The sequence below is a fragment of the Lelliottia nimipressuralis genome, assembly GCF_041464075.1.
GTDB classification, from domain to species: Bacteria; Pseudomonadota; Gammaproteobacteria; order Enterobacterales; family Enterobacteriaceae; genus Enterobacter; species Enterobacter nimipressuralis.
In genome coordinates this window covers 1,469,702-1,482,992 of sequence record NZ_CP167172.1, presented here as the reverse complement: position 1 = coordinate 1,482,992, position 13,291 = coordinate 1,469,702, and the positions used below count along the sequence as shown (strand labels likewise).

Here is a 13,291-nt window from a genome sequence, read left to right as displayed (position 1 = left end):
GATATTCCCATCAATCAGTCACAAAAACCGGTCCGGCAGCGTAAGGCTTACAGCTCGCTTCCGTTGCTATGAATAGCCTGTTTTAACCACGCGTAGCTCTTTTTCGGCACGCGTTTCAGATCCTTGAGATCGTGGTTTTCACGGTTGACGTACACCACGCCGTAGCGTTTACGCATATCGCCCTGCGAGCTGAGAATGTCGATCAACCCCCAGCCGAGGTAGCCTATCACCTGCGCGCCGTCTTCAAAGATCGCCGCTTTCATCGCCTCGAAATGCTTGCGGTGATAATCGATGCGGTAATCATCTTCTATCGGATTCACCCCGTCCCAGGACTCAATCACCCCGATGCCGTTTTCAATCGGGAAGACCGGCAGACGCCAGTCGTTGTAATAGCGGGTGATAATGGTGCGAAAACCGAGCGGATCGATTTGCCAGTTCCATTCGGTGGCTTTCAGGAACGGATTGTTCTTCTCGCCGTGGGCCAGGTAGTAGTTCACCGGCGTGCCTTCCGGAATCGGGTCGCTGTCGAGGGTTTTACTTGCGTAGTAACTAAACGCCATGTAGTCGTTTTTGGTTCGCGCCAGCAGGGCCAAATCGTCCTCACGATAGATATCCCCAAATCCTTGCTGTTCAACCACTGCCATCACCGCCGGGCTGTAGCCCTGACCGGCAAAGACGCGCAGCAGATTCTGGTTGAGGAATTCGTCGTACTGCTGAGCGCAGAAAATATCGCGCGGTTTGCAGGTGGCCGGATAGATCAGCTGATGCGCCAGCATGCCGCCCATCAACTGCCCCGGTTTGGCCTGGTGCAGATACTCCGTCAGCGCCATGTGCGCCACCATCGTATGATGCTGGATTTCGTAGAGTTCGCGCAGGGTTTGCTCGCCCTTCATATAGCCTGAGACTCTGAACGCTTCCGGCATATGGAAAATGTTCTGCTCGTTAAAGGTCAACCAGTACTTCACCCGGTCGCCGTAGCAGTCGATCATCTTTTTGCCGTAGCGCACAAACGCGTCCAGCACCCGGCGATCGTTAAACCCGTTGTACTCCTGCGCCAGGGCCAGCGGCATGTCGAAGTGGTACAGGCAGACCATCGGCTCAATGCCGCGCGCGATGAGATCGTTGATAAAGCGATCGTAAAACGCGATGCCCTCTTCGTTGAAATCGCCGTCACCCTGCGGGCAGACACGGCTCCAGGAGATCTGGAAGCGGTAGCAGTTCATGCCCAGATCCTGCATCAGGTCGAAATCTTCCTGATAGCGATGATACGAATCGGTGGCGACTTTCCAGTCAGAGGCATTTTCCCCGGCTTCGCGAATGTCATACACCGACATCCCCTTTCCGCCCTCGTTCCACGCCCCCTCGGTCTGCATACTGGAAACCGAGTTACCCCATAAAAAGTTAGCTGGCAGTGATTGCTTCATGGTCTCTCCCTATATGACTAGTCATTTAAATTTCATGACTAGTCATATAGGCAAAGATGAAAAATCAAGCAAACAGAAGGATCGTTTTTTGTGAGCGGGATAGAAATAAAGAAACCGGAAAGCCCTGCTGTTTCTCTCAAAACAGCCCAGGGTTCTCTCGGATTCGATCATTGTTGAAAGTGATGAACGCTAACCCTTGCCCTAGTAATACGTGATCGTCACATTCGCTTTTGCCGTAAAATCCCCGGAAAAGGTATTGTCATTTGCGTCGGTTATCTCGGGGGCTGTCTGTATGGCCGCCGCCTGGAAAAACGCCGTATTTTTCCCTTTCTGCCCCACTCCGATATTCTGCTTCACGCCCATTCGCACCACTTTCCCTTCACTGTTATAGAGTCCCACCTCGAGGCCTTTTAGCTTTTGACCATTTTGCACGCTGACTGCCGAGATCGTGTCTCGTCCGGCAAGGACGGTGTAGGGTTCATCGAAGGTAAACTCGACATTGTTGGTGTAGCTGCTGCAGGTAAAATCCATACCAAAACGGGTCATCTTCCCTTCACGCGGGAATGAACCGCTGCTGCTTTTACGGAAATCTCCCAGGTCCACGGTCTGATGTTTGTTATCCAGCGAGCACGACGGCGCTGCCATATACACGCCCGACCCGAGCGGCACATCCACGCTTGAGGTTCCGCCCAGGCCATCGATGGAGAACGTGAGGTGCGCCCCCGGCGGAATGACCGCTTCTGAGCGGTAATCCACCCAGCCCAGTTTAATCAGCTCCACGCGCATCGATTCGATGGCGAAATTGTATTTGTTATCATATTTGTACTGCGTTTTGCCGGCGTTGTACTGGGCTCCAAACTGCACCAGCGTCGAGTCATCTTTCCCGTTAATGATCGGGTATTCCACGCCGAGGCGTTTCCCCAGCACCATGCGGGCGGACGGATAGCTGTCCGGCGGGGTCTCTTCGCTCAGCGACACCGCCTTGATGTACATCTTCATTTTGATGCCGTTGTTGGTGGTCTGCGCCTCCCCCGTCCAGTCCAGCGCCTTATCATTCACCGTACTGAGGCTGAGGGTGATGTTGCCGTCGAAATTCGCCGGGGCATTGATGTCCTGACCGTCCGAGGTACAGGACAGGCGCATGTTGGGCAGAAACTGCGCGTAGTCCAGCGACAGCACGACGGTATAGTCAGGTGTTTCTTCGTCCACCGCAATGGGGTTTTCCCGGGTAAAGGGGGCGAACGGCAGCGCCCCCCCGGTGTCAATATCACAGTGCAACGCCCCTGCCCAACTGAAGGCAGGCAGCAGACACAACAGCAGGGCACACCAGAGTTTCATAATCAGTGTCCGTCAGAATGTCAGGGACTGATGCTGAACCGGGGATTCCCCCCCGAAATCATTCATCAGCGAATAATTCAGCGTGCCCGCTTTACCGCTCACGCCTGCCGGGAGTGCGTAACGCATTTCCCCTTTGGCCGGTACCATGCTCCTTTTATCCGCCACCGGCTGCGCGCTGCCGCCAGTCGTGACCGAAAGCTCAGAGAAGCTGGCGTAATACTGCGTCGGGTTTTTCACTACCAGCCAGGCTTTGCCGCCGTCGTGGCTCACCTGCCACTGCAGTTTACTGACCGTCTCAGCCGGTTTTTCGGAGAGCGTTGTCGGGCGCAGGAAGATTTTCAGACGCGTGCGCACCGCCACCTGCAGCTGGTTGCCTTTCACTTTGCTGACCGGCGGCACTTCCTGGATCCACAGCCAGTACACCGACTCCCGGTCCTGCGGAATGCGGCCCGGCAGGATAACCATACGCAGCTTGCCCTCGCGCCCGGCCCCGATTTTAAACAGCGGCGGCGTGAGGATGAGCGGCAGGTTTTTATCGCTGCCTTTGAGGTCTTCCACCCACGACTGGACCAGGTAGTCCTGGGTGGTGTCGTCGTTGAGTAATTTGATGGAGGTTTCTTTATCACTTTCCAGGGCCACCACGCGGGTCAGCGCCGGGCGCACCGCCGCGGAGGCGACATTTGTCAGTAACAGGAGGCTCATCAGAGCGGGAACGGCAAGTTTAGTGAGTTTCATGATGTTCTCTGCTTAGCGGCAAACCGCATTAATTTGCTGATACCAGGGCTCAGAAGGGCCGCCGGCATCCGGTAAGGTGAACTGGCACTGAGCGTGATTGCCCAGATCCACATGCAGCGTTGCGCTCCCGTCGGCCAGAATGCCGTTGAGGTACAACAGTCCGTTATCGGCCACCATGCCGACCTGCTCCTTCTCCTGCCACGCACTGGCGCCAAACGGGGCGGGTTTGCCGTCCGGGAGTGATAACATCACGATCGCACGGCGTCCTACTTTGGTCTGAAAACGGCGCACAACCACGGCGCCGTGGGTAGGAATGACGTTCTGCCCGGCATCAATCAGCTCGACGTTGTCGGCGGCGTGACGCGTGTCGAGCGACAGCGGGTTATCACGATAGGCCGACACCGACGGCACCACGGCACGGCCCCAGCGGTTGGTCGAGACCCCCGGCTGGCCTTCCACGCTGATGTCCTTAGCGCCCGGCGTTTCGATAATCGCGATGGTGTCCCCCAGCTGCTGCGAGAGCACGACGCCGTCACCGTAGGCGACCACGCCGCCGGAGGCGCCTGCCGAGTACTGGCTGCTGCCCCGGCTGGTGCTGGCGCTGACGTTCATGTTGACCATGCTGTTGCGATACGCCATCGACGCGGCGGGCGAATACCCGCTGCTGTCATGCTGGGCCGACACGGAATAGCTCAGGGCATTGTCCAGCTCCGTTCCGGACACCGTCACCATCTGCGAGCCGCTGTCATGATTGCTGCTGTTGCTGCTCACGGACAGGGTGCGGCTGTTGCGGTCGCCCGCATCGAGCGGTATCGATAAGTTCAGCGAGAACTGGCGGTCATCATCACTATCGTCACCCGCACCGGAATTTTTCTGATAGCTGTAGTTCAGACTGACGTTCACAAATTTAATCATGAAGCTGTAGCCCAGCGTCAGGGAGGTGTCGCGCGCATCCGAGTCGTAGTAGCTGTCCTGTTGCAGGGTCAGATAGCCGTTGCCGAAATCGCCCATCCCCTGGTTAAGGGTGGCCTGCACTTCGTTTTTGCGGTGACTGCGGCTGTCGCTGTCGCCCCAGCGCCAGCTGGCATAGTCCGGGAAATCCATAAAATCTTTGCTCTGGTAGCGAAATCCCATCACCTGCAACGAGGTGTCGGTGCTGTCAAAACGCCGGGCGTACAGCAGGCGCAGCGCGCGGCCGTTGTCGCTGATGTCTTCGTCACCGGTGCTGTCGCTGTCAGTTGCCGTCTGGTGACGCTCCAGCGCCCAGTCGAGCGACACGCTGCCCAGCACGCCGAGGTTGACCGCACTGCTCAGGGCCATGGACTGGTACCCTTCCCCCGCCACAATCAAATCGCTCAGCGTGAACCGGTCCCAGCCATACTGCAGGCTGCCCTGCGCCACGAGGGGCTGATAAGAAAGCCCGTCATCGCGGTAGCGGCCCGCGCTCAGGCTGTAGCGCCAGGTGCCGGGGCGCAGCATGTTCGGCAGCGCGGTGTACGGCACCGTGAACTGCTGTTTGCTGCCGTCGCTCTCCTCCACCGTGACGTCCAGGTCCGCACCAATCTGGCCATTGTTCAAATCTTTAATGGCGAAGCTGCCGGGGGCGACGGTTTCACTGTAGATAATGTTGCCGCGCTGGCGGATAACGATGCGGGCGTTACTGCGCGCCACGCCGCGGATCACCGGCGAGTAGTTAAAGGTGTCCGACGGCAGCATCTGGGCGTTGGTCTCCAGCGTCACACCGCGCAGGGGTAAAATCCCCAGCACGTCGCTGGAGGTGCTGGCATACACGTCCCCGGCGGTAAAGCGTGAGACCAGCGCCGCAATATCCCGCTCGGCGTAGGCGCGGTCGTGGTTCTGCTCCCAGCCCAGGTCAGATTTGTTAAACGTATCAAAGCTGTAGAAACGCCAGCTCCCGAGGTTTACGCCGGAGTTCAGGCTCAGGTAGGCATTGTCGCTGCTGCCTGAACCTGAATCGTCGCCGTGGTTGTCGGTGTGATACACGTAGCCTGAATAGCCCAGACGCAGGGCATTGACCCCGTTATCCCACAGCGACGGGTCGATCATCTCGGTCTGCCCGGCCACGCTGGTCGCCGCCTGCGGCGCGCTGATAACCAGCTGCTGCATCGACTCGTCGTAAGTGATCCGGGCGTCCGGCCATTTTTTGAGGAAGTCGTAGCAGGTTTCATTCCCCGCTTTCGCCAGTTCGTCGAGATGCGTATCCAGCCCCATCTGATGCAGCAGCGCCTGGGTCAGACAGGGCGTGGCGCTCTCACCCGCTCGGGTGGCAATAAATTCGATTTTGGTTTTAAACAGAATATGGCCATTAAGGACGATATCGGCGGTTTTCACCCCCGCGTCCACTTGATCCGGGTGATAAAATTGCTCAGGTATTTCCTGGGAATCTTTGCGCAGGAAGTCAGCGTCAAAGGCGCTGTCGTTTGCTGCTGCCTGAGAATAAGACGAAACTAAAGCAGACGCTAAAATGAAAGCCTTCATTATTAAATAGGAATGATGTCTTTTCAAAAGAGGCCTGCTTTTTCATCACAAATGATTAACCAGAAAATAAATTAAATAACAGGGAGATTAATTATAGGTAATATCGACAAAGGTTTTCGCTTTGACATTACCGGGGGTGACGGCCGGCGTGGCCGAGTTAGCTTTATAGGCCACTTTAAATTTAAGCTCGGTGTCGCCCGCACTTAATGCCTGGGACTGAGAAGGCATACCGCCGTTAATATCAACCAGCGAGACACCATCATTCTCTAAAATAGCAACACCCACGCCATCAGCAGGGCCGTTGGTTTCGGTGTTCTTCAATATTTCGTTATCGAGGGTGTCGGGCGTGCCGCTGAAAGCCACGCGGGCATTTTTCATGGTGGTGATATCACAATCCTGCAGGTTGATAGTGAAGTCCTTCATGCCTGCATAACCCCCTGCGCCATTAAAGGAGTTAGGGCTTACGGTCGTCAGTGTCATCACTGAAGAGGTAGACGCCATACCGTTAAAGCCCTTAAGGGTACAGGCCGATGCAGTCACTTTACCGGTGAAGGTGATGTCGCCATCCGCAGCAAAAGACGATAAAGGCGCTACGCATAACAATGATACAAGATAGGTATTTAACTTTTTCATAAAACCACACTTAATAAGTAAAAGGGATATTCAATTAAGATTAATTGAATGAATGACAATAGTATCCCTGGCAACTTAAACCATGTAGTGAGATATACTTAAGGACTTATGAAGGAGCACTAATGCTGTTAATTATTTTAAAACAGTGGAAGGTAACACACTAAAATCGTTGGGGAATTCCAAATATTACGCGGGGAGCTAAAATAGACTTACCACAAATGCTTAATCACACTTACGTGTTTGCATCATAACAATAACATTTTTCACATAATTAACTAACAACAAAGTATTGTCCGGAAAAAAGTTAATGTAAAGATCTCAGCGAAGACCCTTGGGCATGTTATTGACGCTGCGAAAACATTTAATTCATTTTCTTAATTTTTTCCAGCAAATACGCTTTCTCGACAGGACGAAAGGGATCTTTCAGATAGTTAATATAAAGGCTGGTATTTTGAATATTCAACTTGAAGTTATAGCTTAATGTTTTGATGTTGAAGGCGAGGTTTAACTTCAGATAGATATTTAATGGTACAACGCAAATCAATTCACTGACCTCAACGATCGCCAAAAGATCAAGGTAGTTATGACTGCTAAACAGTGCGCAATGCGCATTGCTAAATTTCGTTTGTGTATCAACACCAGACGGTGACGTCTGAACCGCATGTTTCTCCTGACAAAACTCTTTATGGCTAATTGACTTCAACAGTCTGGGATGATTATTGCTGCAAACAATCACATAGTCCTCTTTGAACAACCGTTTAGAGAAAATATCTTCATGCTCAAGAGGGGCATAATCTAAAATGACATCCACTTTATTATTAAGAAGGATATCCTTTTTATTCTGTACTGTTGACGGAAGAGGCAGATGTACCAAAGGGAATGGTGCTACATTCTGCATTGACAGAAAAGCAAGGGGCGTCACGATGGTAGCAATATGTGATTCACAGGAAAAAACAAAACGGAGATTGTCTGGCTCTTCATTGTTCATAAAGCTATTTGGCTGCGACTTGTACAGCGACGCCTGTATTTCATTATATAACCTAATGGCGAAAGCAGTAGGCACCATCGCTTTCTTATCGTGTATAAATAGCAAATCATTATATAAAACCCGCAGTTTTCTTATCGCCAGATGAACACTTGAGTAGGATATATTCAACGACGCTGCGGCATGGCTCAGGTTTTGGGTTTGCATAACCATATCAAAAATTTTCAGTCGTTCAGCTTCCACCTTTTCTGTTTTAAAAGAGAGCATAAGACGTTCCTTGACATACCTTTCGTGATTAATATTTTTGAGAGCTTTATTTCGTCCCTTTAGAACGTTCATTTTTTGATAATGCTCTTCTGGCAACATGTCGTTCAATCGCGGGTGAATTCGTTAAATATAATAAAGTGCGCTGTCTTTGAGAATATGCCCAAAGGTTACCGCCAGACAAATCTCACTGTTTTAGGTGTTCCGCGTACAAAAACACGGTTGTTAAAGCGATATTATTATTCGTTAATTGCTTTACCATGGGAAATAACTCCAGCTCAAAAACGTACTTTACGTACGTTTTTGGTTGGCCTCAAGGGTAATTATCACTCTGCCTACGCAATATTATTCATAGGAAACAGTGAAATTAGCAACAGCGCTCACTGACCCTGGGGTGATATCGTTTTCTGTCTGTGTATAAGCTGCGGTCAAAGGAATATTGAATACTCCCCCTGTTTGCGTTGTCTGAATATAGGTATCCTGACCAAATTTAACCGCCGACTCATTGTACATGAGTTTTATCCCAATACCGCGCGCGGTACTGTTGGACAGGTCGATGATGCCGTCTCCTTTTGTGGACGCCGCGTCAAAACTTATATTTAACCGGGTTCCGGCATCACAATCTAACGGGATCTTAAAACTGACAGGCGATGCCGTGTCACCTTTTCCGGTGAGCGTACCCGGAAACAGTGTGCCCATATCAACACCAAGAGTCCCGGTATAACCTAAACTACACGGGGTCAGACTCAGCGGCCCCCCCCCGAGCGTGTAGTAGCCGGCAACTTTAGTTCCAGCGGAACTGTTGACCTGGTATGAAAATAAATCACCACCAAAGGTTTGTGAAGGAGAGGTGGTGTTACCCGTTTTATAGAGTTTAAATGTAAAATCAGGCGTTTGCAGGTTTTCTTCTGTGTGGTTAGTTAGGATATTAGTATTTAATGGTCTACCGTCAACTCGCACGGCAACACCGATACCGGTTATCGCAGTCGGAAAAACAGCATCGCCATTGATAATCTTCGGCGATTTACCGGAATACTGTGATGCCAGCATTGTATAGGTTTGATAACCGCCAGAAGTGCATGTTGCAACATAACGTCTTTGAAATGAAGACGAATATACAACGGTATTGACCGGCGTATTATGTGGAATTTCTATAGAGTGCAGATTTTTCATCTGAGTCGTTGGTGTCAGTTCACAAGAACCCTGCGCATAGGCTGCAAAAGGATGCAACCCTGCCAGACCAAGAATACTAAACACAATTCCCGCCGTATATTTCCTTAACTTCACTACTTGATTCATCATTGGCTACCTTCTTAATTATATTAATGACATTGGGCTGTGATTTGCTTGATCAGCTCAGCGCTATCAGCACTCTTTTTATCAGAACGTAACGCATAATTTGCCTTACATTTCTGGTTGCTGTCATCGCCCCACTTCACCATTAAATTGCCTTCTTCCGGCAGACCCGATAAATACACCTGGCCTTGATCGCTGACGATGCCGGTAATAATTTTGTCATCATCTGTTTCATCTTGCATTAAGGTCACCGTCGCGCCGAAAGGAACGGGCTTCCCGGAGAACAGAAGCTGGATAAGCGCTCGCTGACCAACACGTGTTTTAAAGTCGGCAATGGTAACAGCGCCACGCGTTGGAATAACCGTCTGACTGCTGAAATCCATGTCTACATCATCGCCAAAACTTTGCGTATCGAGTTCAATTGAATTTTTACGATAAGGCTGAACGTACGGTACGACTGCATATCCGCGCCAGTCAGTCTTAACGCCGGTATTATTCTTAACATTCACGCCACCGGCATCAGGCGCCTTAACAAGGGCAATTGTATCGCTGAGAGGCTGTGATAATGTTACACCGTTCTGATGTATTACCACGCCGCCCTGTACGCCATACGTCCATTGTTGAGTATGATCATCATAGTTATATCCAAGATTACTTTCGCCCAGATTACCTTTGTAATCGAGAGAGGCATTCCCCGATGAACCCTGACCTTCGTTTTCATAGCCCTGTTGCACGGCATAACTCAGGTTATTATCCTGCAGTAAGTTACCGCTGATACCTGCCTGTTGAGATGTCGTGCCATTCTTGTTACTGCTCATATTATAGGTCATCCATGCCCCGGTATGTCCCAATAAGAGATCGAACGGCACAGACATATTAAATGCGACAATTTTATCGGCTTCTGCAGTTCCCGGATTTTTGGAATAGTTATAATTCAGCCCAAGACTCACTCCATAGATAGTCGTTGAGTAACCTAACTGAATAAGTTTCTCTACACCATCACCGCCCCAATAATTCTGCCGACTACCGCTAATATTAATTGAGCCGTAGTCGCCGAAAGACTGGCTAATCGTCAACTGAATTTTACTTCGCTGGTTATGTGAGCGATTATAATTATCAAAGTCATTATCTGAATCAGGATCAGCCTGATAGTCCTGAACATCGCTGAATGAATAATACCCTTTGGTAGAATAGCGATAACCCGCAATTTCTAAGTTAGTATCCGTACGTTCAAAGTTTTTAGCATACATTGCACGATAGGACTGGCCTTTTTTCGTCCCCAGGGAATTATCATCAAACTGACTGGTGGCCTGAGTACCATCAAAGGAGATCGCCCCCCACGCGCCTAAGTCTCTGCCTAATCCGACAGTAACGGCACGATAATTGTCGGCATATTGTACACCGCCATATATGGTCGTCCGTGATGTGAGACCATAAATATTTGATATCTGAATGAACTGAGGTGTTTTCGTGTCGTCAGTGCCGGTACGATATTCACCCATAACCAGATTGTATTTCAGGCGTTTTTCGCGCTGCAAAATAGGTACCGAGCTGGTCGCAACGGTAAATTTCGTTTCTGAGTTGTCCGCTTCCTTCACGGTCACTTCCAAATCACCACCGTTACTCGACGGATAGAGATCGGTGATCGCAAAAGCGCCCGGGGAAACGTTGGTCTGATAAATCGTATAACCGTTCTGTTTAACCGTAACCTGGGCGTTTGATTTCGCGATACCCCGGACCGTGGGCGCGAACTGGCTCATCGAGTCAGGCAGCATCTGATCGTCAGACGCGAGCTGTGCCCCGGTAAACTGAATACTGTCAAAGACGTCGCCCGGCGTTGCTGTTTGCCCTAATGTGAGCTGGCCACCCTGTAAAAACTGGACATCACGCTGTACGTACGTATTGATCGACTGAAATTCACGCTGGTTACTGTCGCTACTGTTGCCATGCCCGTTGTCAGACGAGTTGTGAATTTCGCTATAGGTGGAGTAATTGCGTAAACGCCATGGACCGACGTTGGCTCCACTTCTTAAGTTCACAAAGTGACTCTGGGAATCACTGTCGTCCCTGGATGTCGTTGATCCCGAATAGCTGTAGTTGAGAATGATTGCCGGAATGCCTGCTTCCCAACGTTTCGGGTCAATCGCATTACGTGGACGCGTATCCACCCCCACCTGCGGAACCGTAATGTCATAGCGCATACGGTTTAAATCCAGCGTTTCAGTGGCATCTTTCACATACACATTAAGCGGTTTGGTCATTATCTCAGTTTGCGGTGCCGCTTTGAGATCGGGGAACGTATCTAAAATCACCCCGTAACCAACCAGCTCTTCCGGCGTGAGTTGCCCATAAAGCTTGCCCGGGTACTCTTTCAGACTGACGAAATTAACCGTCCTCAAATCCACCTGCTGGTTGTTAAGATAGACATTTACTTTGTATGAACCCGGCATTTGGCCGCCTTTCTCGGCAAAATAGTTAAGGTCCACATCTTGCAGGTCACTTACCCCCCCCATAGCTTTGAGCATTTCAGGGTTAAATGATTCGGCACCAAAAGAAGCAGCAGGTAATGATAATAAGATAAAAAAAGAAGCTGGCTTTGCTAAAGAATGAAAGCAATCGTAATTTGATTTTTTAAAATCGCGGCCATCAGCCTCACTCAGCTTCTGTGAAAGTTTACCTGACATATTTTTTATTTTATTATCATCCATAATTCATACATCCAGCATTTTCGTTTATCAATCAGGTAACAACATTGTTGTTCAGAATTTAGCGGTCGCCTTTTCGCTCAACCCACCGTAGTCATTTATCGATTGCCAGGTGATTGTGCCGCTGCTTGCAGGCTCCTTGATATTGACAGACGAGCCAGGGGCAACCATGTAACCCTGTTTCACATCGTGGCCATTAATACTTATTCTCGAGATATTAACAAAATATGGCGTTGGGTTTTTCGCTACCAGCGAATCGCCAGCGTAGTTAAAGGTTACTTTTTCATAGGCGTGTTTGACCTCTTCCGGCTTATTGATCGCAACAGGTCGGTAGAAAAGTTTAATTCGCGTATTCAGAGAGAACTGCAACGAGTTTTCAGATTTCACTTTCGCTTCTGGTGGAATGGCCAGCGTATTGATCCAGAAAACAGACTCTTTATCCTGCGGTAAATTTGAGGAGGTCTGCGTAATACGAACGGTGTTATTTTGGCCCGGCTCAATTCGGAAAAGAGGCGGCGTGGTCATAAATGGGACTTTCTCGCCCGCATTATCGGTACTGACCCATGAACGGATGAGATATACTGAGGAATCTTCACCATTCATAATAGGCAGAGACGCCTCTTTCATATCACCTGTAAAGATAACCCGAGTTGCGCCAACGGTTAAACCGGCAAAACTTGGGATAGCCGTTACCAGCAATGCGCTAGCGAGAATAGACTTGACTAACATTTTCATAAGTTTCTTCTTTGGTTAAAAAAATAGTGACTTTTGTCATCAAAAGTCACTTGTATTAAGAGTAATTAAATCATCAAATGATTATTACAGATAAGACAGCTCATAGTTGATTACGGAAACCATCGGACCCGCTGTAGGGGTGTTAGCACCTGTCTTCGCGTAGCCAACACGGTAGTTCAGATTGTTATTACCGACTACCAGTGGCGTGCTGTACTGCGTTACAACGTTGGCAGGAATGACTGCGCCGCTCTGAGCATCAGTAATAACGTAGCCCGCATATTTCGCAGCACCAGAGGACGTGGAATCAACAAAGACGTTGGCACCAGCACCGGATGAGGTTTTACCGGTTAATTTGATCGACACGTTTTCTACAACGCTTGGGCAGGTTTCCAGCTTGATGCTGAAGCTCTTCTGCAGGTTAGCGCTGGTAACAGCTGCGCCAGGCAGTGCGCTAACTAATGAAATCGGCACAGCATCCATTGGCACAACCAGGGCTTCAGAACCGGCCGCAACAGAACAGGCGGTGGACGCTACGGTGCCGTGAAAATTCAGGGTGCCGTCAATAGCCTGGGCGCCAGAAACACCAAAGCCCATCATTACGACTGCTGCAATACTTAATTTTTTCATGTTCATAATTGGTTTAATCCTTTTAACCTTTGCCATTTTCTCAGACTGTA

At 50.1% G+C, this 13,291-nt stretch carries 10 protein-coding genes; all 10 read right to left on the bottom strand.

Translation table 11 applies throughout. From position 1 onward, the window contains the following. Positions 1–47 precede the first annotated feature (47 nt). A complete protein-coding gene (locus ACB496_RS06890; protein ID WP_231276495.1) occupies positions 48–1,424 on the bottom strand; it encodes a glycoside hydrolase family 1 protein in 1,377 nt (458 codons plus the stop codon). Between the two features lie 201 nt (positions 1,425–1,625). After that, positions 1,626–2,762 (bottom strand): fimbrial protein, encoded by a 1,137-nt coding sequence (locus ACB496_RS06885; RefSeq protein ID WP_371974730.1) that lies wholly within the window; start codon positions 2,760–2,762, stop codon positions 1,626–1,628. A gap of 12 nt (positions 2,763–2,774) precedes the next feature. Further along, positions 2,775–3,497, bottom strand: coding sequence for a molecular chaperone (locus tag ACB496_RS06880; protein WP_371974729.1), 723 nt, complete (start codon positions 3,495–3,497; stop codon positions 2,775–2,777). 12 nt (positions 3,498–3,509) lie between these two features. After that, positions 3,510–5,996: a fimbria/pilus outer membrane usher protein gene (locus ACB496_RS06875; RefSeq protein ID WP_371974728.1), complete on the bottom strand. Its 2,487-nt coding sequence runs from the start codon at positions 5,994–5,996 to the stop codon at positions 3,510–3,512. 87 nt (positions 5,997–6,083) lie between these two features. Next, entirely contained in the window at positions 6,084–6,629 is a 546-nt protein-coding gene (locus ACB496_RS06870) for a fimbrial protein (RefSeq protein WP_102105191.1), read from the bottom strand. Positions 6,630–6,990: 361 nt separating this feature from the next. Further along, positions 6,991–7,881, bottom strand: coding sequence for a LysR family transcriptional regulator (locus tag ACB496_RS06865; protein ID WP_371974727.1), 891 nt, complete (start codon positions 7,879–7,881; stop codon positions 6,991–6,993). A gap of 342 nt (positions 7,882–8,223) precedes the next feature. Then, the gene (locus tag ACB496_RS06860) at positions 8,224–9,180 is read right to left on the bottom strand and encodes a fimbrial protein (RefSeq protein WP_371974726.1); all 957 of its coding nucleotides are present in this window, start codon (positions 9,178–9,180) and stop codon (positions 8,224–8,226) included. A 20-nt stretch (positions 9,181–9,200) separates the two neighbouring features. Then, positions 9,201–11,882: a fimbria/pilus outer membrane usher protein gene (locus tag ACB496_RS06855; protein WP_371974725.1), complete on the bottom strand. Its 2,682-nt coding sequence runs from the start codon at positions 11,880–11,882 to the stop codon at positions 9,201–9,203. Between the two features lie 51 nt (positions 11,883–11,933). After that, positions 11,934–12,614, bottom strand: a complete 681-nt coding sequence (locus ACB496_RS06850) for a molecular chaperone (protein ID WP_107703983.1) — start codon at positions 12,612–12,614, stop codon at positions 11,934–11,936. An 84-nt stretch (positions 12,615–12,698) separates the two neighbouring features. Then, positions 12,699–13,247, bottom strand: a complete 549-nt coding sequence (locus ACB496_RS06845) for a fimbrial protein (protein WP_371974724.1) — start codon at positions 13,245–13,247, stop codon at positions 12,699–12,701. Positions 13,248–13,291 lie beyond the last annotated feature (44 nt).